The 26,638-nt window shown below is 63.8% G+C and carries 25 protein-coding genes and 1 tRNA gene; 13 read left to right on the forward strand and 13 right to left on the reverse strand.

Features of this window, described 5'->3' with window-relative positions:
* Window positions 1–209: 209 nt before the first annotated feature.
* The 4 genes from NMG10_RS08765 to NMG10_RS08780 form a co-directional block, all read right to left on the reverse strand.
* The gene (locus tag NMG10_RS08765; RefSeq protein WP_254464191.1) at window positions 210–1,202 is read right to left on the reverse strand and encodes a hypothetical protein; all 993 of its coding nucleotides are present in this window, start codon (window positions 1,200–1,202) and stop codon (window positions 210–212) included.
* A gap of 115 nt (window positions 1,203–1,317) precedes the next feature.
* Window positions 1,318–1,551, reverse strand: coding sequence for a hypothetical protein (locus NMG10_RS08770; RefSeq protein ID WP_254464192.1), 234 nt, complete (start codon window positions 1,549–1,551; stop codon window positions 1,318–1,320).
* Window positions 1,552–1,625: 74 nt separating this feature from the next.
* A protein-coding gene (locus NMG10_RS08775; RefSeq protein WP_254464193.1) for an IS5 family transposase occupies window positions 1,626–2,479 on the reverse strand; the annotation gives its coding sequence in 2 pieces (ribosomal slippage) (window positions 1,626–2,135 and window positions 2,138–2,479; 852 coding nt in all).
* Between the two features lie 520 nt (window positions 2,480–2,999).
* A tRNA-Ser gene (locus NMG10_RS08780) sits at window positions 3,000–3,087 on the reverse strand.
* Window positions 3,088–3,234: 147 nt separating this feature from the next.
* On the opposite strand from NMG10_RS08780, the gene NMG10_RS08785 reads away from it, so the two are divergent.
* The 8 genes from NMG10_RS08785 to NMG10_RS08820 all read left to right on the forward strand — a co-directional run bounded on the left by NMG10_RS08785 (window position 3,235) and on the right by NMG10_RS08820 (window position 9,196).
* Complete coding sequence (locus tag NMG10_RS08785; RefSeq protein WP_028692373.1) at window positions 3,235–3,906, forward strand: Bax inhibitor-1/YccA family protein; 672 nt, start codon at window positions 3,235–3,237, stop codon at window positions 3,904–3,906.
* A gap of 369 nt (window positions 3,907–4,275) precedes the next feature.
* Entirely contained in the window at window positions 4,276–5,655 is a 1,380-nt protein-coding gene (locus NMG10_RS08790) for a nucleobase:cation symporter-2 family protein (RefSeq protein ID WP_062573555.1), read from the forward strand.
* 86 nt (window positions 5,656–5,741) lie between these two features.
* Window positions 5,742–6,134 (forward strand): sulfurtransferase complex subunit TusD, encoded by a 393-nt coding sequence (tusD, locus tag NMG10_RS08795; RefSeq protein ID WP_028692375.1) that lies wholly within the window; start codon window positions 5,742–5,744, stop codon window positions 6,132–6,134.
* 1 nt (window position 6,135) lies between these two features.
* A complete protein-coding gene (gene tusC / locus NMG10_RS08800) occupies window positions 6,136–6,495 on the forward strand; it encodes a sulfurtransferase complex subunit TusC (RefSeq protein WP_254464194.1) in 360 nt (119 codons plus the stop codon).
* Window positions 6,495–6,791, forward strand: a complete 297-nt coding sequence (gene tusB / locus NMG10_RS08805) for a sulfurtransferase complex subunit TusB (RefSeq protein WP_050706345.1) — start codon at window positions 6,495–6,497, stop codon at window positions 6,789–6,791. Before tusC ends, tusB begins: the two co-directional genes overlap by 1 nt.
* Complete coding sequence (locus tag NMG10_RS08810) at window positions 6,788–7,123, forward strand: TusE/DsrC/DsvC family sulfur relay protein (protein ID WP_028692378.1); 336 nt, start codon at window positions 6,788–6,790, stop codon at window positions 7,121–7,123. The genes tusB and NMG10_RS08810 overlap by 4 nt, the downstream gene beginning before the upstream one ends.
* 29 nt (window positions 7,124–7,152) lie before the next feature.
* Entirely contained in the window at window positions 7,153–8,136 is a 984-nt protein-coding gene (locus NMG10_RS08815; RefSeq protein WP_254464204.1) for a glycosyl transferase family protein, read from the forward strand.
* 97 nt (window positions 8,137–8,233) lie between these two features.
* On the forward strand, window positions 8,234–9,196 hold the full coding sequence (locus tag NMG10_RS08820; RefSeq protein ID WP_254464195.1) for a glutathione S-transferase family protein: 963 nt from the start codon (window positions 8,234–8,236) through the stop codon (window positions 9,194–9,196).
* Window positions 9,197–9,309: 113 nt separating this feature from the next.
* Here NMG10_RS08820 and cysG read toward each other — a convergent pair whose 3' ends face one another.
* From cysG to NMG10_RS08850, 6 genes are all read right to left on the reverse strand, one after another.
* Window positions 9,310–10,701 (reverse strand): siroheme synthase CysG, encoded by a 1,392-nt coding sequence (gene cysG / locus NMG10_RS08825; RefSeq protein WP_254464196.1) that lies wholly within the window; start codon window positions 10,699–10,701, stop codon window positions 9,310–9,312.
* On the reverse strand, window positions 10,702–11,982 hold the full coding sequence (serS, locus tag NMG10_RS08830; RefSeq protein WP_254464197.1) for a serine--tRNA ligase: 1,281 nt from the start codon (window positions 11,980–11,982) through the stop codon (window positions 10,702–10,704).
* 30 nt (window positions 11,983–12,012) lie between these two features.
* Window positions 12,013–12,387, reverse strand: coding sequence for a fluoride efflux transporter CrcB (crcB, locus tag NMG10_RS08835; protein ID WP_110733660.1), 375 nt, complete (start codon window positions 12,385–12,387; stop codon window positions 12,013–12,015).
* Window positions 12,384–13,709 carry a replication-associated recombination protein A gene (locus tag NMG10_RS08840; RefSeq protein WP_110733657.1) on the reverse strand — a complete coding sequence of 442 codons (1,326 nt, stop codon included), beginning with the start codon at window positions 13,707–13,709 and terminating at the stop codon, window positions 12,384–12,386. Before NMG10_RS08840 ends, crcB begins: the two co-directional genes overlap by 4 nt.
* A gap of 12 nt (window positions 13,710–13,721) precedes the next feature.
* Window positions 13,722–14,345, reverse strand: coding sequence for an outer membrane lipoprotein chaperone LolA (lolA, locus tag NMG10_RS08845; RefSeq protein ID WP_028692385.1), 624 nt, complete (start codon window positions 14,343–14,345; stop codon window positions 13,722–13,724).
* A gap of 62 nt (window positions 14,346–14,407) precedes the next feature.
* Window positions 14,408–16,840: a DNA translocase FtsK gene (locus tag NMG10_RS08850; protein WP_203652230.1), complete on the reverse strand. Its 2,433-nt coding sequence runs from the start codon at window positions 16,838–16,840 to the stop codon at window positions 14,408–14,410.
* A 425-nt stretch (window positions 16,841–17,265) separates the two neighbouring features.
* Here NMG10_RS08850 and aat point away from each other — a divergent pair, with 425 nt between their 5' ends.
* From aat to infA, 3 genes are all read left to right on the forward strand, one after another.
* On the forward strand, window positions 17,266–17,946 hold the full coding sequence (gene aat / locus NMG10_RS08855) for a leucyl/phenylalanyl-tRNA--protein transferase (protein ID WP_203652222.1): 681 nt from the start codon (window positions 17,266–17,268) through the stop codon (window positions 17,944–17,946).
* A 57-nt stretch (window positions 17,947–18,003) separates the two neighbouring features.
* Window positions 18,004–18,711, forward strand: a complete 708-nt coding sequence (locus tag NMG10_RS08860) for an arginyltransferase (RefSeq protein WP_203652220.1) — start codon at window positions 18,004–18,006, stop codon at window positions 18,709–18,711.
* A 103-nt stretch (window positions 18,712–18,814) separates the two neighbouring features.
* Complete coding sequence (gene infA / locus NMG10_RS08865) at window positions 18,815–19,033, forward strand: translation initiation factor IF-1 (RefSeq protein ID WP_002553999.1); 219 nt, start codon at window positions 18,815–18,817, stop codon at window positions 19,031–19,033.
* Between the two features lie 143 nt (window positions 19,034–19,176).
* Here the strand turns inward: infA and clpA are convergent, their stop codons facing one another.
* The gene (clpA, locus tag NMG10_RS08870) at window positions 19,177–21,447 is read right to left on the reverse strand and encodes an ATP-dependent Clp protease ATP-binding subunit ClpA (RefSeq protein ID WP_203652218.1); all 2,271 of its coding nucleotides are present in this window, start codon (window positions 21,445–21,447) and stop codon (window positions 19,177–19,179) included.
* 30 nt (window positions 21,448–21,477) lie between these two features.
* A complete protein-coding gene (clpS, locus tag NMG10_RS08875; RefSeq protein WP_203652216.1) occupies window positions 21,478–21,852 on the reverse strand; it encodes an ATP-dependent Clp protease adapter ClpS in 375 nt (124 codons plus the stop codon).
* 231 nt (window positions 21,853–22,083) lie between these two features.
* On the opposite strand from clpS, the gene cspD reads away from it, so the two are divergent.
* Window positions 22,084–22,338, forward strand: a complete 255-nt coding sequence (gene cspD, locus NMG10_RS08880) for a cold shock domain-containing protein CspD (protein WP_186716100.1) — start codon at window positions 22,084–22,086, stop codon at window positions 22,336–22,338.
* Window positions 22,339–22,415: 77 nt separating this feature from the next.
* Here cspD and icd read toward each other — a convergent pair whose 3' ends face one another.
* Window positions 22,416–23,672: an NADP-dependent isocitrate dehydrogenase gene (gene icd / locus NMG10_RS08885; protein ID WP_203652214.1), complete on the reverse strand. Its 1,257-nt coding sequence runs from the start codon at window positions 23,670–23,672 to the stop codon at window positions 22,416–22,418.
* A gap of 578 nt (window positions 23,673–24,250) precedes the next feature.
* Between icd and NMG10_RS08890 the strand changes: the two genes are divergently transcribed.
* Window positions 24,251–26,476 carry an NADP-dependent isocitrate dehydrogenase gene (locus tag NMG10_RS08890; RefSeq protein WP_254464198.1) on the forward strand — a complete coding sequence of 742 codons (2,226 nt, stop codon included), beginning with the start codon at window positions 24,251–24,253 and terminating at the stop codon, window positions 26,474–26,476.
* The last annotated feature ends 162 nt before the right edge of the window (window positions 26,477–26,638 follow it).

Consider the following 26,638-nt stretch of genomic DNA (forward strand, 5'->3'; position numbering starts at 1 on the left):
CGCATGCCTCACGAACGAGAGGTCGCGATTGAGTAGGCATAGGTACGTTTAGGATCAAAAATGCCGCAGGAACGCGGCGAGAGGGAAATCCAAGACACAAAAAAACCGGCTAAAAGCCGGCCTCTATGTCTTGCTGATGCAGATACCACATCATAGGGCTTATATTGAATTAACTGCACATTTTTGGCAAGCCCCTCTGGAAGCCGTGTTCAGTCTGAGGTTTTGGTCAGCCATCGTAGACAGGAATGGCAGATGCGAAGGCTTGAGCCCAATGAGTCCTTTGTAATTTCAGATTGGTCTTTGGTTGTGGGGCGACGGCAGGTTTTGCAACTCATTGTCCGACCTCGGCTTGAGCGCACGATCAGATTGCCTGGCTCACAGTTAAGGTAATTACCGTCCTGCATGACCACCTTTTTTCCTGGAGTGCGGCCCTCTTCAGCAATCAACTCAGCAAGGGTGAGGTGCAGCCCTTCCGATTCACCTGCATAGCTGATACTAATTCTGGATCGATGGCCCCGTTCAAAGAAAAGCCCCTCCACAATCTGCTCAAGCCAGTACTGATGGGATCCTTCCGAACCAAATTCCCTCGCTAGGCTTTCCTTCTCGAATGGCCTCAAGCTACTGAACAAGGCCGCCGGCGATTGCGAACGAATCAGGGACTTCCACCCCACACTAATTTCGATGGTGATACCGAGCCTGTCCTGAGGGGTCTCCCCTGGGGGTAGCGCAAGCCATTGCTTGGGTTTCTTGTACCCATCTGAACTCAGTTGCGATCTCCTGTCTAGGTAGATCCAGGTGTTCCCGTAAGGAAAATACCCGTACAGCATGAGCTCAAGCAGCCGCGTCGTGGGAGGCGCTAGGTACTCGACGCCATGGTAAACACCCTGCCGGCTAAAATGGTACGCATGATGGAGTCGTCGCTTCGTATCGGTCGGAGCGAGAAACTCACTAGCGGGCGGGCATTTGAAGATTTTGTCCAAGTGGGTGATGAACTGGGCCTCCGCTTCCATGGAGTCCAAGCGATGGCCCTCAAGCCCGAACAACTGCCACCAACGAACCGAGGCCTCATGCTCCATCCGCTCCCGCAGCTTCATTGCTAGCTCTCGATCTAAATAAACCTCCTCCTCAGCCGAGAGGGATCTGGCGTCTTTAGCCTTGGCACGCAGCCAGGCCCTGTTTTTTTCATAGCCACTGTAAGACACGTGTACCTGACCTTAGGAAATCGAATCACCGGCGTGCGCCGACTTCTCGGCCCTGCGGACGCCTATCCGTCACGTCTGCGCGCTCCGCTTGCTGCAACAGCTACTTATCTATCGATCAGAGGATGACCTGGCCATTTACAGCCATGACCGACCTGAACGCAACGCCGTAAGCCTCAAAACCAAGGTTGGGCCACTCAATCCTGTAATCCAGAGAGTCATGATGATGACCATGCACGACCATTTTTGCGCCCATTGCCAGAGCGAGCTCGTCGATCCCTGAGTAGCCGTACGGATGAGAGCTTGGGGCCTCATGACAGACCAAAATATCCGCCTTCTCCATTGCAAGCATGAAGTAGTCGTCAGGGTATATTGCTGACAGCGCATGCTGCCTGTTCGTCGCGAGGATGTCTGCGTGCTGCGGCTTTAGGCACCGTACGAAAGGTAATGTCGTAAACACCGCCGCCAGCAAGCCAGCGTGACCATCGCAGCAAAGCTTTCCGCTAGCTTGCAATAGCGCGCACCCAGGCGGCGGTGCTCCTTTAACCAACCAAATAGCCGTTCGATAGCGTTCCGCTGCCGATACTTGGGCTTGTCAAGCAGGCACGGTAAGCCCGGCTTTGGCTTGCACTTCATGTCACGCAGCGGAATCACCGGCTGCATCCGATAGCGGTCGTAGTATTGCCTCAAGGATTCTGCGTCATAGCCTTTGTCGGCCAGGAGCCAGCGGCAGCACTTGCGTGGCCTACCTCGATTCGAAGGGATATGGACACCGTCCAGCAGTCGCTGAGCATGGGAGATGTCGCTGGCGTTACCACCTGAGAGCGTGAAGTGGAGTGGAATGCCAGGGACGTCACTGACCATGTGAATTTTCGTCGTCAACCCGCCCCGGCTTCGTCCAAGTGCGTGGTCCGTTGGTTCTTCAGGCCCCCTTTTTTGCCTGCTCCGGCAGAGGCACGGGCGGCCCTCACGGCGGTTGAGTCGATGCACCAGGTGGTCAAGTCAATCTGGCCCTGTGCATTGAGTTTGAGGTGTAACCGCTTGAGCATCTTGTTGAAGGTTCCTTGGTTTCGCCAGTCTCGAAATCGTTGATAGACCGTCGACCATGGCCCGAATCGTTGAGGCATGTCCTGCCAGGTTGCACCGGAGCACAGCACCCATAAAACGCCATTGAGCATCAAGCGATCGTCAACTCTTGGGCGTCCGGTACGTCGATGTGCGGTGAAGAGGTCCGCGACTATTTCCCATTCTGCGTCGGAAAGTTCGTATCGCTTGGACATGGCAGAATCCTTCGCCTAAAAAGCGAGAACTCTACGGAAAATCAGGCCTCCAGAGGCTCCGGTGAAGTTTCAAAGGTTTTCATACAGAACCTAGCCTTCGAGGTGTTCGCCGAGAGAGATGCAGCGCCGATGAGATCGAGCGCCGCCCGCGCGGCGCATCGCGGGACAAGCCCGCTCCCACATCTGTTTCGGGCCAGTTATGCCAGTGCCGCCGCGGCTGTACGCCTTGGCGCATGCCTCAAGTCAGGTGAGACGACTGCAGCGACCACGCGCAAACAGCGTTGTGCAAACAGGGCGAACCAGGCAATGACACAGGAGTGATTGGCCCGAAATAGATGTGGGAGCGGGCTTGCGCCGCGCGGGCGGCGCTCGACCTTGAGAACGCTGCAAGGCTATCGACAGGCCCCTGCCCGCCCACATGCGATCAATAGCCCCTCACCCGCCCCTCCAAGAACGCCCTCCCGGACAATTCCCAACCCCAGAAACGCAAAAAGCCCTGACAATGTCAGGGCTTCAAATATGGCGGAAGCGTAGAGATTCGAACTCTAGGATAGTTGCCCATCGACGGTTTTCAAGACCGTTGCCTTAAACCACTCGGCCACGCTTCCAGCTTGTTTTGCGGCGGCAATCATACCGTAATGTAACAAGCTGTCAAACTCTCTGTGTCGCGCCCTGCGACAGCTCTGATATGCTCTGCCTCATACGTTCCACTACCGCCGGTCCCGGACCGCGGTCTCACCCCAAAGGAGTGCGCCATGCGCGAACAGGATTACGCCGTCCAACACGGCCAGCAGGTCGAGCAGCAGGAGGTCAGCAAGGTCCTGCGCAACACGTACAGCCTGCTGGCCCTTACCCTCGCCTTCAGCGGCATCATGGCCTTCGTCGCCCAGCAGATGCGTGTCGGCTACCCAAACATCTTCGTGGTGCTGATCGGCTTCTACGGCCTGTTCTTCCTCACCAACAAGCTGCGTGACTCGGCCTGGGGCCTGGTGTCCACCTTCGCCCTCACCGGCTTCATGGGCTTCATCCTCGGCCCGATCCTCAACCGCTACCTGGGCATGGCCGGTGGCGCCGAAGTGGTCAGCTCGGCCTTCGCCATGACCGCCCTGGTATTCGGCGGCCTGTCGGCCTACGTGTTGATCACCCGCAAGGACATGAGCTTCCTCAGCGGCTTCATCACCGCCGGCTTCTTCGTCCTGCTGGGTGCCGTGGTGGCCAGTTTCTTCTTCCAGATCAGCGGCCTGCAACTGGCGATCAGCGCTGGCTTCGTACTGTTCTCGTCGGTCTGCATCCTGTTCCAGACCAGCGCCATCATCCATGGCGGCGAGCGCAACTACATCATGGCCACCATCAGCCTGTACGTGTCGATCTACAACCTGTTCGTCAGCCTGCTGCAGCTGTTCGGCATCATGGGCCGCGACGACTGATCGAATCGGTCGACAGCGCCTCGCAAAAAGCCCGCTTCGGCGGGCTTTTTCGTGCCTGCTGAACAGAGCCTTTACGGTCTTGGGGGGCTCGGATGGGGCGCGACCGCATTAGGGCCGCCAGGTGCTCGTCACAGCCCTTGCAGCGGCTGTGAGATCGAGCGCCGCGCGGGCGGCGCTCGATCTGATAGGCGCTGAAGCTCTAACGTCGAACCTTGGAAGGCCTGACCGCAAAGCCGACAAAGATTGACTTAAAAGTCAGCTTATTGCCCCATTTCTCCGCGATTGTGCGGCCATCGTGCTTGCCTCTACCCCTATGGCCTTTCTGCCCGTAGAATGCGCTCCTTTTTTCTTCCGGGGCGGCATTTTCCCATGAGTTCACACGAACACGGCCCAGGCGCGGCGGCGCCTGCCAATGAACTGGTCCTTGGCCTCGAGGATAAGCCTCGCCTGCTGATCGGCCTGCTGGCGGCGCTGCAGCACCTGCTGGCGATCATCGTGCCGATCGTCACGCCGGGCCTGCTGATCTGCCAGGCGCTGGGCGTGTCGGCGCGTGACACCAACCTGATCGTGTCGATGTCGCTGGTGATCTCGGGTATCGCCACCTTCGTCCAGTGCAAGCGCTTCGGGCCGTTCGGCGCCGGGCTGCTGATCGTCCAGGGCACCAGCTTCAACTTCGTCGGCCCGCTGATCGCCGGCGGCGCGCTGATGGTCAAGCAGGGCACACCGGTCGAGAGCGTGATGGCGGCGATCTTCGGCGTGGTCATCGCCGGCTCGTTCGTGGAAATGGGCGTGTCGCGCATCCTGCCCTTCGTCAAGCGCCTGATCACCCCGTTGGTGACCGGCATCGTCGTGCTGATGATCGGCCTGACCCTGATCAAGGTCGGCCTGATCAGCATGGGCGGCGGCTTTGGCGCCATGGCCAACGGCACCTTCGCCGATGGCGAGAACCTGCTGCTGTCGGGCGTGGTACTGGCGATCATCGTCATCCTCAACCGCATTCCGGTGGTGTGGATGCGCAGCTGCGCCATCGTCATCGCCCTGGCCGTGGGCTATGCCCTGGCCGGCTACCTGGGCCGCCTGGACTTCACCGGCATGCACCAGGCCGCGCTGTTCCAGGTGCCAACGCCGCTGCACTTCGGCCTGGGCTTCTCCTGGTCGCTGTTCATCCCGATGCTGGTGATCTACCTGGTCACCTCGCTGGAAGCCATCGGTGACGTGACCGCCACCAGCAAGGTCTCGCGCCAGCCGGTGGAAGGCCCGGTATGGATGCAACGGATCAAGGGCGGGGTGCTGGTCAACGGTGCCAACTCGCTGCTGGCCGGTCTGTTCAACACCTTCCCCAGCTCGATCTTCGCCCAGAACAACGGCGTGATTCAGCTGACCGGCATCGCCAGCCGCCATATCGGCATCTGGATCGCCGCCATGCTGATCCTGCTGGGCCTGTTCCCCAGCGTCGCCGGGGTGATCCAGGCGGTGCCGGAGCCGGTGCTCGGTGGCGCGGCCATGGTGATGTTCGGCGCCGTGGCGGCCTCGGGCATCAATATCCTCGCCAGCACCCGCCTCGACCGCCGCGCCCTGCTGATCATCGCCGTGTCGCTGTCGCTGGGCCTGGGCGTGGCCCAGGTGCCGGAGTTCCTCGCGCACATGCCGGCGGCGCTGCGCAACGTACTGGAGTCGGGCGTCGCCACCGGCGGCATCTGCGCCCTGCTGCTCAACTGGTTCCTGCCCGAGGGCAAGGAACAGGCCTGAGCCGTGCCAGCCAGAGCCAAAAGCCCGCGCCCACCAGCGCGGGCTTTTTGCTTTATCATGGCCGCATTCATTTGCACGAGCCTTCCATGAAATTCGCCATCGCGGTCTTTTCCCCGGCCCATGCGCCCTCCTCGCGCCGCGCCTTGCGCTTTGCCGAGGCGGTGCTGGCCGGCGGGCATGAAATCGCCCGATTGTTCTTCTACCAGGATGGGGTGCACAGCGCCTCGGCCAACATCGTCACGCCCCAGGACGAACTCGATGTGGCCGCGCAATGGCGCGCCTTCGTCAGCGACCACCGCCTGGACGCCGTGGTGTGCATCGCCGCGGCCCTGCGCCGGGGCGTGCTCGACGACACCGAGGCCAACCGCTACCAGCGCCCGGCGGTGAACCTGCCGATGCCATGGGAGCTGTCCGGCCTGGGCCAGCTGCACGAAGCCGCGCAACTGGCCGACCGCCTGGTCTGCTTCGGAGGTGATTGAAATGGCCAAGTCCTTGCTGATCATCAGCCGCCAGGCGCCGTGGAGCGGCCCGTCCGCCCGCGAGGCGCTGGACATCGCCCTGGCCGGCGGCGCCTTCGACCTGCCGCTGGGCATGCTGTTCCTCGATGACGGCGTGTTCCAGCTCGCCGCCGCGCAGCAACCCGATACCCTGCAGCAGAAGAACCTGACCGCCAACCTCCAGGCCCTGCCGATGTTCGGGGTCGAGGAACTGTTCGCCTGCGGCCACAGCCTGGCCCGTCGTGGGCTGGACGGTGATGCCCTGGCGCTGCCGGTCGAGGTGCTCGACGCTACCGCGCTGGCCGCGCTGATTGCCCGTTTCGACCAGGTGGTGACGCTCTGATGACGACCCTGCATGTAATCGCCCACTCGCCCTTCGGCGACGAGCGCCTGGCCAGCTGCCTGCGCCTGCTGGGCCCGCAAGACGCGCTGCTTTTGTGCGGCGACGCCACCTACGCGCTCAAGGCCGGCAGCGAGCCGTTCGCCGCCCTGCAGGCCGCCAACCTCGGCGGGCGCCTGTTCGCCCTCGCCGAAGACCTGCAGGCCCGCGCCCTCGACAACCCGCTGGCCAAGGCCGTGGACTACGCCGCCTTCGTCGAGCTCTCCCTGCACCACGACAAGGTCAACAGCTGGCTATGAGTACCCTGACTGTCGGCGATCGCCACATCGCCCTGGACAAGGACGGCTTTTTGGTCGAGCTGCAGGACTGGTCCCACGAAGTCGCCGAGGCCCTCGCCACCCGCGAAAGCATCGCCCTGACCGCGGACCACTGGGAAATCCTCGAGCTGTTGCGTCAGTTCTACCAGGAGTACCAGCTGTCGCCGGCCACCCGCCCGCTGATCAAGTACACCGCGCTCAAGCTCGGTGCGGAAAAAGGCAACAGTCCGCACCTGAACCGCCTGTTCAATGGCACCCCCGCCAAACTCGCCGCCAAGCTGGCGGGCCTGCCCAAGCCGACCAACTGCATATGACCGAGCCACAGCTGAACGACGTACGCCCGCTGACCCTGGAAACCCCGGCCGAACACCCGTTCGCCGAATTCGTGCGCATCCTCGGCAAGGGCAAGCGCGGCGCCCGCGGCCTGACCCGCGAGGAGGCCCGCGCCGCCATGACCCTGCTGCTCGAAGGCAAGGTCGAAGACACCCAGCTGGGCGCCTTCCTGATGCTGCTGCGGCACAAGGAAGAAAGCGCCGAGGAACTGGCCGGCTTCACCGAGGCCCTGCGCGCCCACCTGCAGGCGCCGCGCATCGCCGTCGACCTCGACTGGCCGAGCTACGCCGGCAAGAAGCGCCACCTGCCCTGGTACCTGCTGGCGGCCAAATGCCTGGCAGGCAATGGCGTGCGCATCCTGATGCACGGCGGTGGCGCCCATACGGCCGGGCGGCTGTATACCGAGCAACTGCTCGACCTGCTGGATATCCCACTTTGCCGTGACTGGACAGCCGTGGAGCAAGCCCTGGACAGCCGCCGGCTGGCCTTCTTCCCGTTGCAGGACTGGGCGCCGCAACTGCAGCGCATGATCGACCTGCGCAACACCCTGGGCCTGCGCTCGCCCATCCACTCGCTGGCCCGGGTGCTCAACCCGCTTGCCGCCCGCTGCGGCCTGCAGAGCATCTTCCACCCCGGTTACCAGGCCGTGCACCGCGAAGCCAGCCGCCTGCTCGGCGATCATGTCGTGGTCATCAAGGGCGACGGTGGCGAGATCGAGGTCAACCCGGATGTCATCAGCCACCTGTACGGCACCTCGGCCGGCGAGGCCTGGGACGAAGAGTGGCCGGCGCTCAGCGCCCAGCGCCATGTGAAGCCGGCCAGCCTGCAGCCCGAGCACCTGCTGGCGGTGTGGCGCGGCGAGGCGCAGGACAGCTACGGCGAACTGGCCGTGGTCGCGACCATGGCCCTGGCCCTGCGCGGGCTCGGCCAGGAACGCGAGCAGGCGTTCGGCAATGCCCGCGCCTACTGGGCCGCCCGTAAAGACATCGAATAAACCGATAGGAATAGGGCAGTCTTTGCGCTATTTCTTCGAACGCTTTGCCCTAGACTGAGCTCCAACGACAAACGATTGTGTTTCGAGGAGCTCCGAGATGGGCCTTTTGATCGATGGCCGCTGGCATGACCAGTGGTACCAGAGCAGCAAGGACGGCGCCTTCCAGCGCGAGAACGCGCAGCGGCGCAACCCGCTGCCCGCCGCCGAGGCCGGCCGCTATCACCTGTACGTGTCGCTGGCCTGCCCTTGGGCGCACCGCACCCTGATTTTCCGCGCCATCAAGGGCCTGGAGCCATTGATCGATGTCTCGGTGGTCAGCTGGTTGATGGGCGAGCACGGCTGGACCTTCGACCAGCAGCAAGGCTCCAGCGGCGATCAACTGGATGCGCTGCAGTACCTGCACCAGCGCTACACCCAGGACGACCCGCACTACACCGGGCGAGTGACCGTGCCGGTGCTGTGGGACAAGCAGGAGAAACGCATCGTCAACAACGAGTCGGCCGAGATCATCCGCATCTTCAACAGCGCCTTCGACGGGCTGACCAGCAATACCCTGGATCTCTATCCCGAGCCGCTGCGGGCGACCATCGATGGGCTCAACGAGCGTATCTATCCGGCGGTGAACAACGGCGTGTACCGCGCCGGCTTCGCCACTTCGCAGGACGCCTACGAGACCGCCTTCGACGAGGTGTTCAATGAGCTGGATCATCTGGAGGGGCTGCTGGGTCGCCAGCGCTACCTGGCCGGCGAGTACCTGACCGAGGCCGATGTGCGCCTGTTCACCACGCTGGTGCGTTTCGACGCGGTGTACCACGGGCACTTCAAGTGCAACCTGCGCCGGTTGAGCGACTACCCGAACCTGTCCAACTGGCTGCGCGAGCTGTACCAGTGGCCGGGGGTGGCGGGCACGGTGAACATGGAGCATATCCAGAAGCACTATTACATGAGCCACAAGACCATCAACCCGAATGGGATCGTGCCCAAGGGGCCGTTGCAGGACTTTGGCTTGCCGCATGACCGGGAGCGGTTGTCGGGCAAGGGAATCTGGCAGAGAGGATGAAGACCCCACGTGGGAGCGGGCTTGCCCCGCGATGGCGCCGGATCAGGCAACAATGTTGCCGCCTCTGACGCTATCGCGGGGCAAGCCCGCTCCCACGTGGATCTACAACGTGCTCAGGCGTCTTGCGCCCCTTCAAACCACGCCAGCTTCTCGCGCAGCTGCACCACTTCCCCAACGATCACCAGGGTCGGCGCATGCACTTCATGCCGCGCCACCAGCTTCGGCAGGTCAGCCAGGGTACCGGTGAACACCCGCTGATTGCGCGTGGTCCCCTGCTGCACCAGGGCTGCCGGCGTGCTCGCCGCACGCCCATGACGGATCAACTCGGCGCAGATGGTCGGCAACCCGACCAAACCCATGTAGAACACCAGGGTCTGGGCCGGCGCCACCAGGTCATCCCAGGGCAGGTTGCTGGTGCCATCCTTAAGGTGACCGGTAACGAAACGCACCGACTGGGCATAATCGCGGTGGGTCAGCGGAATTCCGCCATAGGCGGAACAACCACTGGCCGCGGTGATGCCCGGCACCACCTGGAACGGAATACCCTCGTCCGCCAGCTCCTCGATCTCCTCGCCACCCCGACCGAAGATGAACGGATCACCCCCCTTGAGCCGCAGCACGCGCTTGCCCTGACGGGCCAGGTCGACCAGCAGGCGGTTGATCTTGTCCTGTGGCACGGCGTGGTCGGCGCGGCGCTTGCCGACATAGATACGCTCGGCGTCACGCCGGCACATCTCGATGATGGCCGGGGCCACCAGGCGGTCGTACAGCACCACGTCGGCCTGCTGCATCAGGCGCAGGGCACGGAAGGTCAGCAGGTCCGGATCGCCCGGCCCCGCGCCCACCAGGTACACCTCGCCGCCCTGCTGCACCGGCGCGCCATCGACCATCGCCTGCAACAGGCGTTCGGCCTCGGCGCCCTGCCCGGCCAGTTGGCGCTCGGCGACCGGGCCCTGGAACACACTCTCCCAGAAGCCACGGCGCTGGTTGACGTCCGGGTACAAGGCCTTGACCTTGTGCCGGAAACGCGCCGCCAGCCCGGCCAGCTCGCCGTAGGCGGACGGGATCCAGGCTTCCAGCTTGGCGCGGATCAAGCGCGCCAGCACCGGGGCGTCGCCACCGCTGGAGACCGCCACCACCAGGGGTGAACGGTCGACGATGGCGGGGAAGATCACCGTGCACAGGGCCGGGGCATCCACCACGTTGACCGGCAGGCTGCGTGCCTGGGCCTCGGTCGAGACCTGGGCGTTGAGCGCCGAGTCGTCGGTGGCCGCGATTACCAGGCGGCAACCCTCCAGGTCGCTCGCCTGGTAGCCACGCACCAGCACCTCGCCACCGCCCTCGCGGGCCAGCGCGGCCAGCTGGCCGTCGACCTCCGGCGCCACCACCCGCAGCGCGGCGCCGGCATCGGCCAGCAGGCGCGCCTTGCGCAAGGCGATCTCGCCGCCACCGACGACCAGCACCCGGCCGCCCTGCAGCTTATGGAAAAGCGGCAGGTAGTCCATTCAGCGAATGACCTCGACGCCACCCATGTACGGCTTGAGCACGTCCGGCACGCGGATCGAACCGTCGGCCTGCTGGTAGTTCTCCAGCACCGCCACCAGGGTCCGGCCGACAGCCAGGCCCGAACCGTTGAGGGTGTGTACCAGCTCCGGCTTGCCGGTTTCCGGGTTGCGCCAGCGGGCCTGCATGCGCCGCGCCTGGAAATCACCGCAGTTGGAGCAGGAGCTGATCTCGCGGTACTTGTCCTGGCTCGGCACCCACACTTCCAGGTCGTAGGTCTTCACCGCGCCGAAGCCCATGTCGCCGGTGCACAGCGCCAGCACGCGGTACGGCAGTTCCAGCAGCTGCAGCACACGCTCGGCGTTGGCGGTCAGGCCTTCCAGGGCTTCCATGGATTTCGCCGGCTCGACGATCTGCACCATCTCGACCTTGTCGAACTGGTGCTGACGGATCATGCCGCGGGTGTCGCGGCCCGAGGCGCCGGCTTCGCTGCGGAAGCACGGGGTGTGGGCGACCAGCTTCAGCGGCAGCTGCTTGGCGTCGAGGATCTCGCCGGCCACCAGGTTGGTCAGCGACACTTCGGCGGTCGGGATCAGGTAGAAGTCGGCCTCGCCTTCGCGGCTGATCTTGAACAGGTCTTCCTCGAACTTCGGCAGCTGGCCGGTGCCCTGCAAGGCCGGAGCCTGCACCAGGTACGGGGTGTAGTGTTCCTCGTAGCCGTGCTCGCCGGTGTGCAGGTTGATCATGAACTGCGCCAGGGCGCGGTGCAGGCGGGCGATCGGGCCGCGCAGCACGGCGAAGCGGGCGCCGGACAGCTTGGCCGCGGCCTCGAAGTCCAGGCCACCGCTGACTTCGCCCAGGGCGACGTGGTCCTTGATCTCGAAGTCGAAGGTGGTCGGGGTGCCCCAACGGCGCACTTCGACGTTGTCGTCTTCACTGGCACCGACCGGCACGCTGGCGTCCGGTAGGTTGGGGATGGTCAGCAGGATGCCGTCCAGCTCGGCCTGGATACCGTCCAGCTCGGTCTTGCCGGCGGCCAGCTCATTGGCCATGCGCTCGACGTCAGCCATCAGCGGCGCGATGTCCTCGCCCTTGGCTTTGGCCTGACCGATCGATTTGGAACGGGCGTTACGCTCGGCCTGCAGCTGCTCGGTGCGGGTCTGCACCGCCTTGCGGCGCTCTTCCAGCGATTCGATGCGCGCGACATCCAGGCTGAAGCCACGGGAGGCCAGGCGGTCCGCCACTTCCTGAAGTTGGCCGCGTAACAGTTTGGAATCGAGCATATCGTTCTCTCGTTATAAGTAGGTGTTGGTTCAGAATCGGGTCAGGGACAGGCCGGCCCAGGTCGCGAGCAGGCCGCCTACCACGCTGATAATGGTATAGCCCAAGGCCAGCGGGACCTGCCCGCTTTCCATCAGGCGCACGGTATCGAGCGAGAAGGAGGAAAAAGTGGTCAGGCCGCCGAGAAAGCCGACGATCAGCCCGGCGCGCAGCTCGACCGGCACCAGCGGCTTGTGCAGGAACAAGCCGTAGAGCAGGCCGATCAGCAGGCAGCCAACCAGGTTGACCGCCAGCGTACCGGCATAGAAGTGCCGTGGCCAGTGGGCCGCGACCCAGTTGGCGGTGGCGAAGCGCAGCAGCGTGCCGGCAACCCCGCCGGCGCTGACGGCAGCGATAAGTGCAATCACGGTTTTCTCCGCTGGCGGGGGCTGTTGCGGTCGAGCTCGGCCAGGTGCTTGAGCTTCTCGCCGATCTTCAGCTCAAGCCCTCGCGGCACCGGCTGGTAATACTGGCGCGGCTCGAGCTGTTCGGGGAAATAGTCCTCGCCGGCGGCGTAGGCATCCGGCTCGTCGTGGGCGTAGCGGTACTCCTCGCCATAGCCCAGTTGCTTCATCAACTTGGTCGGCGCGTTGCGCAAGTGCAGCGGCACTTCCAGCGAACCGTGCTCGGCGGCCTCGCGCATGGCCGCCTTGAAGCCCATGTACACCGCGTTGCTCTTCGGCGCGCAGGCAATGTAGGTGATGGCCTGGGCCACCGCCAGCTCGCCTTCAGGGCTGCCCAGGCGCTCCTGCACGTCCCACGCCGCCAGGCACAGGCTCAGGGCGCGGGGGTCGGCGTTGCCGATGTCCTCGCTGGCCATGCGCACCACCCGGCGGGCGATGTACAGCGGGTCACAGCCGCCGTCGAGCATGCGCGCGTACCAGTACAGCGCGCCGTCCGGATTGGAGCCGCGCACCGATTTGTGCAGCGCGGAAATCTGGTCGTAGAAGGCCTCGCCACCCTTGTCGAAGCGCCGGCGGCTGTCGCCGAGCAGGCTCTGCAGCAGCTCGACGCCGATCTCGCCGCCGTCTTCGGCCAGGTCCGAGGCATTCTCGAGGAAGTTGAGCATGCGCCGGCCATCGCCGTCGGCGGCGGCCATGAGCATCTTGAACGCCTCATCGCCCACCCGCAGGTTGCGCTTGCCCAGGCCGCGCTCCTCGCTCAGGGCGCGATCGACCAGCTTGCGCAGCGCGGCCTCGTCCAGGCTCTTGAGCACGTAGACCCGCGCCCGCGACAGCAGCGCGTTGTTCAGCTCGAACGACGGGTTCTCGGTGGTGGCGCCGATGAAGATCAGCGTGCCGTCCTCCACGTAGGGCAGGAAGGCGTCCTGTTGCGACTTGTTGAAGCGGTGCACCTCGTCGACGAACAGGATGGTGCGCCGGCCATACTGGCCGGCCTGCTGTTTCGCCACCTCGACCGCCTGGCGGATCTCCTTGACCCCGGCCAGCACCGCCGACACCGTTTCGAAGTGGGCGTCGCAGAACTGCGCCAGCAGCCGCGCCAGGGTGGTCTTGCCCACCCCCGGCGGCCCCCAGAAGATCATCGAGTGCAGCGCACCCTGCTCCAGCGCCTCGCGCAGCGGCTTGCCACGCGCCAGCAGGTGCTCCTGGCCGACGTACTCGTCCAGGTTGGACGGACGCAGGCGGGCGGCCAGGGGCTGGGCGACGGGTTCGCTTCGAAACAGGTCCATCACAGGCTCCGCTTACTCCTTGATGACGTCAGCGCCCTTGGGGATGTCGAACTGGAACTTGCTGTCCGGCACCGCCTGGTTGGCCTTGACGCCATTGAACAGGATGTTGGTGCGCTGGCCGACGCTGTCGATCAGCTGCATGTCATTGATCAGGCCCCTGCGGAACGACACGCGCAGCGAGTCGAACAGGGTGTCCTTGGTCTTGGGCTTCAAGGTGAAGTCCATCACTTCGCCCTGTTCCTTGGAGGTGATGTCGAAGCTCTGGCTGATCTTCGACACATCGCCGGACAGCAGCAGCGCCGGGGTCTGGTTCAGGCGCACGTCGAGCTTCTTGATGGTCGCCTGCTCCAGGTCCGGGTCCCACAGGGTGACGTTCTTGCCGTCGGACACCACTACCTGCTCCTGGGGCGCATCGGTGTGCCAGTAGAACAGGCCCGGGCGCTTGACGGTCATCTTGCCGTTGGTCTCCTGCAAGCTGGTGCCGCCGGCATCCAGGGTCAGCTGGGAGAAATTGGCTTCGATGGTCTGCGACTTTTCCAGCAATTGCGTCAGGCGCTGGACGTCCTGTTCGCCGGCCTGGGCCGACAGGCTGGCCGTAGCCAGGGCAGAAACCAACAGCATGCGAATCGCGCGCATGGAAATCCTCATTGCACAGTGAAGGGGCCGGACGCCGTCAATGGTGCCCGGCAGGTTGTTCATCAGTCGCGCGGGCCGCCCGGGGCAATCACTTCCCGCGAGCCGTTGCTGTTCATCGGCGTGACCACGCCGGCCATCTCCATCGACTCGATCATCCGCGCGGCGCGGTTGTAGCCGATCTTGAGCTTGCGTTGTACCGCCGAGATCGACGCCCGGCGGCTTTCCAGCACGAACTGCACGGCTTCGTCGTAGAGCGCGTCGGCTTCCGGGTCGTCGCCATCGCCGCCGCCACCGCCGCCTTCGAAGCCACTGCCGGCCTCCTCGACGCCGTTGAGGATGTCATCGTTGTAGTCCGGCGCGCCGCGCAGCTTCCAGGCCTCGACCGTACGATGCACCTCGTCGTCGGAAACGAACGCGCCATGCACGCGGATCGGCAGGCTGGTGCCCGGCGGCATGTAGAGCATGTCACCGTGACCGAGCAGCTGTTCGGCGCCGCCCTGGTCGATGATGGTCCGCGAGTCGATCTTGCTCGACACCTGGAACGCCATGCGGGTCGGGATGTTGGCCTTGATCAGGCCGGTGATCACGTCCACCGACGGGCGCTGGGTGGCCAGGATCAGGTGGATACCGGCGGCACGGGCCTTCTGGGCGATACGCGCGATCAGCTCTTCGACCTTCTTGCCGACGATCATCATCATGTCGGCGAATTCGTCGACCACCACCACGATGGTCGGCAGGGTCTTCAGCGCCGGCGGCTCGTCGTCCATGCTCTCGCGACGGTACAGCGGGTCGTGGATGATCTCGCCGGCTTCCTGGGCGTCCTTGATCTTGCGGTTGAAGCCCGCCAGGTTGCGCACGCCCATGGCCGCCATCAGCTTGTAGCGGCGCTCCATCTCGGCCACGCTCCAGCGCAGGGCGTTGGCGGCGTCCTTCATGTCGGTGACCACCGGGCACAGCAGGTGCGGGATGCCTTCGTAGATCGACAGCTCGAGCATCTTCGGGTCGATCATGATCAACCGCGCGTCTTCCGGGCCCGACTTGAACAGGATCGACAGGATCATCGCGTTCACACCCACCGACTTACCGGAACCGGTGGTACCGGCCACCAGCAGGTGCGGCATCTTGGCAAGGTCGGTGATCACCGGCTTGCCGCCGATGTCATGGCCCAGGGCCAGGGTGACCGGCGACTTGTTCTCGTCGAACTGCGGCGACGACAGCACCTCGGAGAAGCGCACCATCTGGCGGTTCTCGTTGGGGATCTCGATACCCACGGTAGTCTTGCCGGGAATGACCTCGACCACGCGCACGCTGGTCACCGCCAGCGAGCGCGCCAGGTCCTTGGCCAGGTTGGCGATACGGCTGACCTTGACGCCTGCGGCCGGCTGGATCTCGTAGCGGGTGATCACCGGGCCCGGGTGGATCGAGTCGACCGCGACTTCCACGCCGAATTCCTTGAGCTTGATCTCCAGCAACTGGCCGACGCCGGCCAGGGATTCCGGCGAATACTCGATCTTTTTCTGCTCGGCCGGGTCAAGAATGGAAATCGACGGCAAGGTGCCTTCCACAGCGCTGTCGATGAACAACGGCGCTTGTTTTTCCTTCATGACCCGCTTGCTCGGCTCCGGCGCCTTGTCCGCGGTCGGCGGGATGATCACCGGGGTGGCGGGCTGCGGGCGAGCTACCACGGTTTCGCGCGGTGCGACCGGACGGGCCGGCGGCTCCTCGCGCATCACCACGGGCTCGGCGCGTTCACGCGGCTGCGGCTTGGCCGGCTCGCGCTTGTCGCCCAGGTCGAAGACCGGGTCGTCGACTTCACGCAGCTGGGCTTCCAGGCGCTTGCGCTCGTTGCGCGCCTCCCACCAGCGGTTGGCGGCGCCCTGCACCAGTTCGAACAGGTCGAGGGTGATCTTGCCGGTGAGGTCCATCACCTTAAACCACGAGAGGTCGGTGAACACGGTCAGGCCGAACAGGAACAGGGCGATGAACATCAGCGTGCTGCCCTGCACGTTGAGCAGGTTGCGCGCCAGATCGCCGAGGCTCTCGCCCAAGGCGCCACCGGCGGAGAACGGCATGCTCGCCGGCGGGTGGAAGTGGATATGCGCCAGCGCCGCGCCCGACAACACCAGGAACACCAGGCCGATCAGGCGCCAGGAGAACAGCCAACCGCTCCACTGCCAGGGCTGGTGGCGCTCGCGGAAGATCTGCCAGGTCTTGATCGCCAGCAGCAGCGGGAAGATATAGGCGAAGTAGCCAAGCACCATGAACAGGATGTCGGCGAAGTAGGCCCCGGCGCGGCCGGCGGCGTTCTGCACCTGCTCGGCATTGCTGGTGTGGCTGAAGCCCGGGTCGGCGGTGTCGTAGGTGACCAGTGCCATCCACAGGTACAGGCACAGGGCACCGACGGCAATCAGCGCACCTTCCTTCAGGCGGTAATGCAGCTGTTGCCGCCACAGGGGCACTGGCAAGGGGGCTGGAGTTGCGGTGGATTTCTTCAAAACGCGTCTATTCCTGCGCGTGCTGCGCGTCCAATAGTGATTGGCCGGTCACTGGCCAATGAACCACTACTTTTAACATTACTGCCCGCCAGCCGCCATGGCGGCACGCCGTGTGGGGCGTGAACGGGGGCTACTTTCATATAGCTGCAATTTGAGCATGCATTTTCTTTTGTGACAAAGGCTTATGCTGTGTTTTTGCACAGGTGTGACAGCAAAAGCGCCAGATGGTGCCAAGCGACCTGTCAATGGCAGGGCAATTACCAAGGGTTTCGCCTGATCCGGCGCCTTCGCGGGTAAGCCCGCTCCCACAGGGTTATCGGCACGCCTGTGGGAGCGGGTTTACCCGCGAAGGCGCCACAGCAGTTGACCCTGCCAGGCACGCACGCCATGCTGCCCTCTCCCCTCCCCCGCCGCTCAAGAACCCCATGCTCACCTGGCTGACCCGTGATTCGCTGACCTTCCCGCCCCTGGAAAAGGCCCTGCACGACCCCAATGGCCTGCTTGCCGCCGGCGGCGACCTGACCCCGGACCGTCTGGTCGCGGCGTATCGCCATGGCTGCTTCCCCTGGTACCAGGATGGCCAGCCAATCCTCTGGTGGTCACCCGACCCGCGCACCGTATTGTTCCCGGACGAGCTGCACGTTTCGCGCTCGCTGGCCAAGCTGATTCGCCAGGGCCGCTACCAGGTGAGCTTCGACAGCGACTTCAGCGCCGTGATCGACGCCTGCGCCGCGCCACGGGACTATGCCGACGGCACCTGGATCACCGACAACATGCGCGCCGCCTACTGCGAGCTGCACCGGCGCGGCATCGCCCATTCGGTGGAGGTGCGCCGCGACGGCGAGCTGGTCGGCGGCCTGTACGGCCTGGCCATGGGCCGGCTGTTCTTCGGCGAGTCGATGTTCAGCCGCGCCGACAACGCCTCCAAGGTGGGCTTCGTGACCCTGGTCGAGCACCTCAGGCAGGCCGGCTTCGTGCTGATCGACTGCCAGATGCCGACCGACCACCTGCACAGCCTGGGCGCCCGCGCCATCAGCCGGGTCGACTTCGCCAGCCATCTGGCGCAGTACCTGGACCAGCCCAGCGGCGCCCGCTGGGTTGCCTAGGCGAGTTCCCGGAGCTGGCTTACACTTAGAGACAACGTCTCACCTAAGGGGTTGATCATGACAGAGCTGGCGCGGTTGAAGTTCTATGCCACTCAACCCCACTCCTGCAGCTACCTGCCGGATGAACAGGCGACCACGCTGTTCCTCGACCCGAGTCAGCCGATGGACGTGCACGTCTACGCCGACTTGTCGGAAATGGGCTTTCGCCGCAGCGGCGACCACCTTTACCGCCCGCATTGCCAGCAATGCAACGCCTGCGTGCCGGCGCGCATCCCGGCGGCGCGCTTCATTCCCAACCGTCAGCAGCGGCGCATCCTCAAGCGCAATGCCGACCTGACCGTCACTGCCGCCCGCCCGTCCTTCAAGGAAGAATACTTCGACCTGTACCGGCGCTATATCGAGCAACGCCACGCCGACGGCGACATGTACCCGCCCAGCCGCGACCAGTTCTCCACCTTCCTGGTCCGCGACCTGCCGTTCTGCTGGTTCTACGAGTTCCGCCTGGAGGGCCGGCTGCTGGCCGTGGCGGTGTGCGACCTGCTGCCCAACGGCCTGTCGGCGGTGTACACCTTCTATGAACCCGAGGAGGAACGCCGCAGCCTGGGGCGCTACGCCATCCTCTGGCAGATCACCGAGGCCCTGCGCCAGGACCTCGAGGCGGTGTACCTCGGTTACTGGATCAAGAACTGCAAGAAGATGAACTACAAGACCCAGTACCGCCCCATCGAACTGCTGATCAACCAGCGCTGGGTCAGCCTCAACTGAAAGACATTGGCTTGAAACACAAATTTCGGGCATAATCCACGCCACTTTTTTGCCCGGTGCAGTCGTGCGTCGGGCCATCACTGGATACCGAGGGCTTTACTGCATGTCGAAAGAAGACAGCTTCGAAATGGAAGGCACTGTCGTCGACACCCTGCCCAACACCATGTTCCGCGTGGAGTTGGAAAACGGGCACGTCGTTACCGCGCACATCTCTGGCAAGATGCGCAAGAACTACATCCGTATTCTCACTGGCGACAAGGTCCGCGTCGAACTGACGCCGTACGACCTGAGCAAGGGCCGCATCACCTACCGTGCGCGCTAAGCTCAAGCCATGAAAAAGCCCGGCCAATGTGCCGGGCTTTTTTGTGGGCGCTGAAAAGCATCGCGGGGCAAGCCCGCTCCCACGCCAGTTTCTGCTGGCGTGGGAGCGGCGGTGCGCCGATGCGACTTGCCCCGCGATGGTCGTTACGCGACCTCGGCCGTGGTCTCGTAATCGAACACCAGCTCGCCATCGCGCAGGTCGATGTGCACCACACCACCGTGCTCGGCCAGCTCGCCGAACAGGATCTCCTCGGCCAGCGGCCGCTTGATCTTGTCCTGGATCAGCCGCGCCATCGGCCGCGCGCCCATCTGCACGTCGTAGCCCGAGGCCGCCAGCCAGCCGCGGGCGGCGTCGGTGACCTCCAGCAGCACACGCTTGTCTTCCAGCTGCGCCTGCAGTTCGATGAGGAACTTGTCGACGATGCTCTTGATCGTCTCGTGGGACAGGCGGCCGAACTGGATGATGGTGTCCAGGCGGTTGCGGAACTCCGGCGTGAAGCTCTTGCGGATGACCTCCATCGCATCGGACGAGTGGTCCTGATGGGTGAAGCCGATCGAGGCCCGCGCGGCGGTTTCGGCGCCGGCGTTGGTGGTCATGATCAGGATCACGTTGCGGAAGTCCGCCTTGCGCCCGTTGTTGTCGGTCAGGGTGCCGTGGTCCATTACCTGCAGCAGCAGGTTGAAGACTTCCGGGTGGGCCTTCTCGATCTCGTCGAGCAGCAGCACGCAGTGCGGTTGCTTGGTGATGGCCTCGGTCAGCAGACCACCCTGATCGAACCCGACATAGCCGGGCGGCGCACCGATCAGGCGCGACACGGTGTGCCGCTCCATGTACTCGGACATGTCGAAGCGCACCAGTTCCACGCCCAGGGCCTTGGCCAGCTGGCGGGCGGCCTCGGTCTTGCCCACGCCGGTGGGGCCGGCGAACAGGAACGAGCCGACCGGCTTGTCCGGTGCCTTGAGGCCGGCACGGGACAGCTTGATGGCGGTGGCCAGCGAGTCGATCGCCGCATCCTGGCCGAACACGGTCAGCTTCAGGTCACGCTCGAGGTTGCGCAGCAGCTCCTTGTCGGAGCTGGTGACGTGCTTCGGCGGAATCCGCGCGATCTTGGCGACGATGTCCTCGACCTGCGGCACGTCGATGCGCTTGACCCGATTGGCTTCCGGCTGCAGGCGCTGGTAGGCGCCAGCCTCGTCGATCACGTCGATGGCCTTGTCCGGCATGTGCCGGTCATTGATGTAGCGCGAGGCCAGTTCGGCGGCGGCGCGCAGGGCCTCGTCGCTGTACTCGATGTTGTGGTGGCTCTCGAAGCGGCCCTTGAGCCCGCGCAGGATGCCCACGGTGTCCTCCACCGACGGTTCGGTGACGTCGACCTTCTGGAAGCGCCGCGCCAGGGCGCGATCCTTCTCGAAGATGCCGCGGAACTCCTGGAAGGTGGTGGAACCGATGCAACGGATCTCACCGGATGACAACAGTGGCTTGAGCAGGTTGGACGCATCCATCACACCACCGGAAGCCGCGCCGGCGCCGATGATGGTGTGGATCTCGTCGATGAACAGGATGGCCTGCGGACGTTTTTTCAGCTCGCCGAGCAGCGCCTTGAAGCGCTTTTCGAAGTCGCCGCGGTACTTGGTACCTGCCAACAGCGCGCCCAGATCGAGCGAGTAGACCACGCTCTGTGCCAGCAGGTCGGGCACCTGGCCATCGACAATGCGCTTGGCCAGGCCTTCGGCGATGGCGGTCTTGCCCACGCCGGCCTCACCGACCAGCAGCGGGTTGTTCTTGCGCCGGCGGGCGAGGATCTGCGCCACGCGCTCGACTTCCTGCTCACGCCCGACCAACGGGTCGATGCGCCCGGCCCGGGCCAGTTCGTTGAGGTTGCTGGCATAGGCGTCCAGCGGGTTGCTGGAAGACGACGCTTCGCCGCCCTCCTCGTCCTGCATGTCCTGCTCGCTCTCGCTGTGCGAACCGTGGCCCGGCACCTTGCTGATGCCGTGGGCGATGTAGTTGACGACGTCGATGCGCGCCACGCTCTGCTGCTTGAGCAGGAACACCGCCTGGCTTTCCTGTTCGCTGAAGATCGCCACCAGCACGTTGGCGCCGGTCACTTCGCGCTTGCCGGAACTCTGCACGTGGAACACGGCACGCTGCAGCACACGCTGGAAGCCCAGGGTCGGTTGCGTCTCGCGGTCCTCGTCATGCACGGGGATCAGCGGGGTGGTCGAATCGATGAACTCCTGCAGGTCGTGCTTGAGTTTGTCGAGATTGGCGCCACAGGCGCGCAGAACGGTCGCGGCAGCCTCATTGTCAAGGAGTGCCAGCAGCAGATGTTCGACGGTCATGAACTCATGACGCTTCGAACGAGCCTCCTTGAAGGCCAGATTGAGGGTGACTTCGAGCTCGCGGTTTAACATAGCTTCACCTCATACCCAAGTGGTCGGCGATTAACCGTCCTTCTCGATTTCACAGAGTAGCGGATGCTGGCTTTCCCTGGCGTATTGGTTGACCTGCATGGCCTTTGTCTCGGCGATGTCACGGGTAAACAATCCGCATACTGCCCGCCCTTCGGTATGGACGGTCAGCATGATCTTCGTTGCCAGCTCGCGGTTCAGATTGAAGAACGTCTCGAGCACTTCGACGACGAAATCCATTGGCGTGTAGTCATCGTTGAACAAAACCACCTTGTACATCGGTGGCGCCTGCAGGATCGGCTTGGCCTCCTGGACCGCAAGGCCGGCGCCATCGTCCTCATGCCCGTCCTCGTTCGACTGCGGGCGATCCTGATTGAATGTTAGTCGAATCTCACTGGGTACATGCATGGAAAGAATTTCATCATGAGCGACAGGTTAAGGTTGTGGGTTGACCGCGCAGGCCACTTCCGGCGCGGGCGCCGGCTGACCTTGACTATCGGCAAAACGGTGTTACAACCAATAAGAACCCACCGTGGTCGATAAAGATCCGCGCAGTCAACCAGATTTTCTCGCAAGGTTCGTATGCGGATGAAGTGGATGATACTCCAGTGATGGAGTCCTTTGCAGAGGGACATAGGGATGGCAAGCGGTAAAGTCAAGTGGTTCAACAATGCCAAGGGCTACGGATTCATCAACGAGGACGGCAAGACTGATGATCTGTTCGCCCATTATTCAGCGATCCAGATGGACGGTTACAAGACGCTGAAAGCAGGCCAAGCCGTGAACTTCGAGATCATCCAGGGCCCCAAAGGGCTGCACGCGACCGACATCAGAAGCGCCACCAGCAGCGTCCAGGCCAGCGCGACGAACCCGGGCAACACCGTCGAAGTCTGATCCCCGACCTGCCTGCCGGTAAACGAAAAAACCGGTCGCCCCTTTAATAAAAGAGGCGACCGGTTTTTTTGCCCCGCTTACATGTGCTTGATCAGCGCCTCGCCAAAGCCCGAGCTACCGACCAGGGTCGCGCCGTCCATCAGGCGCTCGAAGTCGTAGGTCACGGTCTTGGCCGCGATGGCGCCATTGGTGCCCTTGATGATCAAGTCGGCCGCCTCGGTCCAGCCCATGTGCCGCAGCATCATTTCGGCCGACAGAATCACCGACCCCGGGTTGACCTGGTCCTTGCCGGCGTACTTCGGCGCGGTGCCGTGGGTGGCCTCGAACATGGCCACGGTGTCCGACAGGTTGGCCCCCGGCGCGATGCCGATCCCGCCCACTTCCGCCGCCAGCGCGTCGGACAGGTAGTCGCCGTTGAGGTTGAGGGTGGCGATCACATCGTACTCGGCCGGACGCAGCAGGATCTGCTGGAGCATGGCGTCGGCGATGGCATCCTTGACGACCACCTCACGGCCGGTTCTCGGGTTCCTGAACTTCATCCACGGGCCGCCATCGAGCAGCTCGGCGCCGAACTCGTCGCGCGCCACCTCGTAGCCCCAATCCTTGAAGGCCCCTTCGGTGAATTTCATGATGTTGCCCTTGTGCACCAGGGTCAGCGACTTGCGGTCGTTGTCCACCACATACTGCAACGCCTTGCGTACCAGGCGCTTGGTGCCCTCCTTCGAGACCGGCTTGACGCCGATGCCGCAGTCCTGGTCGAAGCGGATCTTGGTGACGCCCATCTCCTCCTTGAGGAACTTGATCACCTTGTTCGCCTCGGGCGAGCCGGCCTTCCACTCGATGCCGGCATAGATGTCCTCGGAGTTCTCGCGGAAGATCACCATGTCGACGTCCCCCGGCTTTTTCACCGGGCTCGGCACGCCCTGGAACCAGACCACCGGACGCAGGCACACATAAAGGTCGAGCTGCTGGCGCAGGGCCACGTTGAGCGAACGGATGCCGCCACCGACCGGGGTGGTCAGCGGCCCCTTGATCGACACGACATAATCCTTCACCGCATCCAGGGTCTCCTGGGGCAACCAGGTGTCCTGGTCGTAGACCTGGGTGGCTTTCTCGCCGGCGTACACTTCCATCCAGGCGATCTTGCGCTTGCCGCCGTAGGCTTTCTGCACGGCGGCATCAACCACCTTGATCATCACCGGCGAGACATCCACGCCGATACCGTCGCCTTCGATGTAGGGAATGATGGGGTTGTCGGGAACATTGAGCGAATGGTCTGCATTGACGGTGATCTTGGCACCATCAGACGGAACCTTGATTTTCTGGTATCCCATGCTGCACTACTCCGCTTTTCCTGGGGTGATTGGAAATCGTGCGATCCACTGAGCCTAAACCACATCTGCCGACCTGCAAGGTACGCTCGCCGATCTGGATCGCCATCCCTGCAAGCACCACGTGGGAGCGGGCTTGCCCCGCGAACACCGGCGAAGCCGGTGCCACGCACTGCGGCGCACGCATCGCGGGTCAAGCCCGCTCCCACGTCGACCACCAAAGAACTGGGTGTGTTTCACCGCCCAAGCCTGCGGCAACACGCCACATTGCTCCTACGTCTTTGGTCTTATAAATGCGCTGATACCACTTCGCCTTGCTGAATAGCCCAAAGGGTTTGATATACTCCGGCGCGACCATAGGGTCATCGGGGCGAACCCTAGGAAAATGCGGCTCGCCCTTGGTCATGAATGACCACAAAGCCTGGGTTGTTACCGCGGCCCAGCACTTGACGCTCGACTGATGCATCCACCATCACCGCTCGCAGCCTCTCGACTTTCCGCTCATGGCGTCGCCAGGGCGAAGCGCCTACCCTGCGCACCTCGAGACTCGAGTACGCTCAGCACATAGAGAGTTAACCCGCATGCCCACCCGTTCCAAGATCATCTACACCTTCACCGACGAAGCCCCCGCCCTCGCCACCTACTCGCTGCTGCCGATCGTCGAGGCCTTCACCGCTTCGGCCGACATCGCCGTCGAAACCCGCGACATCTCCCTGGCCGGCCGTATCCTTGCCGCCTTCCCGGAGCAACTGGGCGCAGGTAAGCAGGTAGGCGATCACCTGGCGGAACTGGGCCAGCTGGCCACCACCCCTGAAGCCAATATCATCAAGCTGCCGAACATCTCCGCTTCGGTTCCCCAGCTGAAGGCCGCGATCAAGGAGCTGCAAGCCAAGGGCTTCAACATCCCCGACTACGCCGACGAGCCGGCCAGCGCCGAGGAAAAAGAATCCCGCGCCCGCTACGACCGCATCAAGGGCAGCGCCGTGAACCCGGTCCTGCGCGAAGGCAACTCCGACCGCCGCGCCCCGCTGTCGGTCAAGAACTACGCCCGCAAGCACCCGCACAAGATGGGCGCCTGGGCCGCCGACTCCAAGTCGCACGTTGCCCACATGACCCAGGGCGACTTCTACGGCAGCGAAAAAGCCGCGCTGATCGAGGCTGACGACAGCCTGCGCATCGAACTGGTCGGTAAAGACGGCAGCACCACCGTCCTGAAAGAAAAAACCGCAGTCAAGGCCGCCGAAGTCATCGACTGCGCCACCCTGAGCCGCAAGGCCCTGAAAGCCTTCATCGCCGAGCAGATCGCCGATGCCAAGGCCTCCGGCGTGCTGCTGTCGGTGCACCTGAAAGCCACCATGATGAAGGTCTCCGACCCGATCATGTTCGGCGTGATCGTCGAAGAGTTCTACAACGACGTGCTGGCCAAGCACGCCGCCGCCCTGGCCGAAGTCGGCTTCAACGCCAACAACGGCATCGGCGACCTGTACGCCCGCATCAAGGACCTGCCTGCTGAAAAGCAAGCCGAGATCGAAGCCGACATCCAGGCCCTGTACGCCGTTCGCCCGGCCCTGGCCATGGTCAATTCGGACAAGGGCATCACCAACCTGCACGTACCGAGCGACGTCATCGTCGACGCCTCGATGCCTGCGATGATCCGCGACTCGGGCAAGATGTGGAACACCGCCGGTGAACTGCAGGACGCCAAGGCGATCATCCCGGACCGCTGCTACGCCGGCATCTACCAGGCCACCATCGAAGACTGCAAGGCCAACGGCGCCTTCGACCCGACCACCATGGGCAGCGTGCCGAACGTCGGCCTGATGGCGCAAAAAGCCGAAGAATACGGTTCCCACGACAAGACCTTCCAGATCAAGGCCGACGGCGTCGTGCGCGTGGTCGATGGCAAGGGCAAGGTCGTTCTTGAGCAAAACGTCGAAGCCGGTGACATCTTCCGCATGTGCCAGACCAAGGACGCGCCGATCCAGGACTGGGTCAAGCTGGCCGTCAACCGCGCCCGCCTGAGCAACACCCCGGCGGTGTTCTGGCTGGACCCGGCCCGCGCCCACGACGGCGTGATGATCGAGAAGGTGCAACAGTACCTTAAGGATCACGACACCTCCGGCCTGGACATCCGCATCCTGGCCCCGGTCGACGCCATCAAGTTCTCCCTGGCCCGCATCCGCGAAGGCAAGGACACCATCTCGGTGACCGGCAACGTGCTGCGCGACTACCTGACCGACCTGTTCCCGATCATGGAGCTGGGCACCAGCGCCAAGATGCTGTCGATCGTCCCGCTGATGAACGGCGGTGGCCTGTTCGAGACCGGTGCCGGCGGTTCGGCACCGAAGCACGTGCAGCAGCTGGTCGAAGAGAACTTCCTGCGCTGGGACTCGCTGGGTGAGTTCCTGGCCCTGGCCGCCTCCCTGGAGCACCTGGGCAACACCTACGACAACCCGCGCGCCAAGGTCCTGGCCAACACCCTGGACCAGGCTACCGGCAAGTTCCTCGACACCAACAAGTCGCCTTCGCGCAAGGTCGGCGGTATCGACAACCGTGGCAGCCACTTCTACCTGACCCTGTACTGGGCAGAAGCACTGGCCGCCCAAACCGACGACGCCGCCCTGCAGGCGCGCTTCGCCCCGCTGGCCAAGACCCTGAGCGAGAACGAGGCGACCATCGTCGCCGAGCTCAACGCCGTCCAGGGCAAGCCGGCCGACATCGGTGGCTACTACGCCCCGGATGCCGAGCTGACCGCCAAGGTGATGCGCCCAAGCCAGACCCTGAACAGCGCCATTGCCGCCCTGTAAGGTTCGCTTGACGTAACAGCACAGACCCCGGCCACGCACCGGGGTTTGTGCTTTCTGCAGCGCAGAAACGGCCCCTTGTAGGAGCGGCCTTGTGCCGCGAATGGGCTGCGAAGCGGCCCCGGATTTTCAGCTTCGCAACAAACATTGCCGGGGCCGCCTTGC

It is taken from the genome of Pseudomonas sp. DVZ6 (assembly GCF_024259445.1).
Lineage (GTDB): Bacteria > Pseudomonadota > Gammaproteobacteria > Pseudomonadales > Pseudomonadaceae > Aquipseudomonas > Aquipseudomonas peradeniyensis.

Coding starts and splice junctions, on each gene's coding strand:
- NMG10_RS08890 (WP_254464198.1), top strand. CDS start 24,251: ATGCCCACCCGTTCCAAGATCATCTACACCTTCACCGACGAAGCCCCC.
- tusB (WP_050706345.1), top strand. CDS start 6,495: ATGACGACCCTGCATGTAATCGCCCACTCGCCCTTCGGCGACGAGCGC.
- cspD (WP_186716100.1), top strand. CDS start 22,084: ATGGCAAGCGGTAAAGTCAAGTGGTTCAACAATGCCAAGGGCTACGGA.
- aat (WP_203652222.1), top strand. CDS start 17,266: ATGCTCACCTGGCTGACCCGTGATTCGCTGACCTTCCCGCCCCTGGAA.
- tusD (WP_028692375.1), top strand. CDS start 5,742: ATGAAATTCGCCATCGCGGTCTTTTCCCCGGCCCATGCGCCCTCCTCG.
- NMG10_RS08840 (WP_110733657.1), bottom strand. CDS start 13,709: ATGGACCTGTTTCGAAGCGAACCCGTCGCCCAGCCCCTGGCCGCCCGC.
- NMG10_RS08860 (WP_203652220.1), top strand. CDS start 18,004: ATGACAGAGCTGGCGCGGTTGAAGTTCTATGCCACTCAACCCCACTCC.
- tusC (WP_254464194.1), top strand. CDS start 6,136: ATGGCCAAGTCCTTGCTGATCATCAGCCGCCAGGCGCCGTGGAGCGGC.
- lolA (WP_028692385.1), bottom strand. CDS start 14,345: ATGCGCGCGATTCGCATGCTGTTGGTTTCTGCCCTGGCTACGGCCAGC.
- cysG (WP_254464196.1), bottom strand. CDS start 10,701: ATGGACTACCTGCCGCTTTTCCATAAGCTGCAGGGCGGCCGGGTGCTG.
- NMG10_RS08820 (WP_254464195.1), top strand. CDS start 8,234: ATGGGCCTTTTGATCGATGGCCGCTGGCATGACCAGTGGTACCAGAGC.
- NMG10_RS08770 (WP_254464192.1), bottom strand. CDS start 1,551: ATGCTTGCAATGGAGAAGGCGGATATTTTGGTCTGTCATGAGGCCCCA.
- serS (WP_254464197.1), bottom strand. CDS start 11,982: ATGCTCGATTCCAAACTGTTACGCGGCCAACTTCAGGAAGTGGCGGAC.
- NMG10_RS08790 (WP_062573555.1), top strand. CDS start 4,276: ATGAGTTCACACGAACACGGCCCAGGCGCGGCGGCGCCTGCCAATGAA.
- NMG10_RS08810 (WP_028692378.1), top strand. CDS start 6,788: ATGAGTACCCTGACTGTCGGCGATCGCCACATCGCCCTGGACAAGGAC.
- infA (WP_002553999.1), top strand. CDS start 18,815: ATGTCGAAAGAAGACAGCTTCGAAATGGAAGGCACTGTCGTCGACACC.
- clpA (WP_203652218.1), bottom strand. CDS start 21,447: ATGTTAAACCGCGAGCTCGAAGTCACCCTCAATCTGGCCTTCAAGGAG.
- NMG10_RS08785 (WP_028692373.1), top strand. CDS start 3,235: ATGCGCGAACAGGATTACGCCGTCCAACACGGCCAGCAGGTCGAGCAG.
- clpS (WP_203652216.1), bottom strand. CDS start 21,852: ATGCATGTACCCAGTGAGATTCGACTAACATTCAATCAGGATCGCCCG.
- icd (WP_203652214.1), bottom strand. CDS start 23,672: ATGGGATACCAGAAAATCAAGGTTCCGTCTGATGGTGCCAAGATCACC.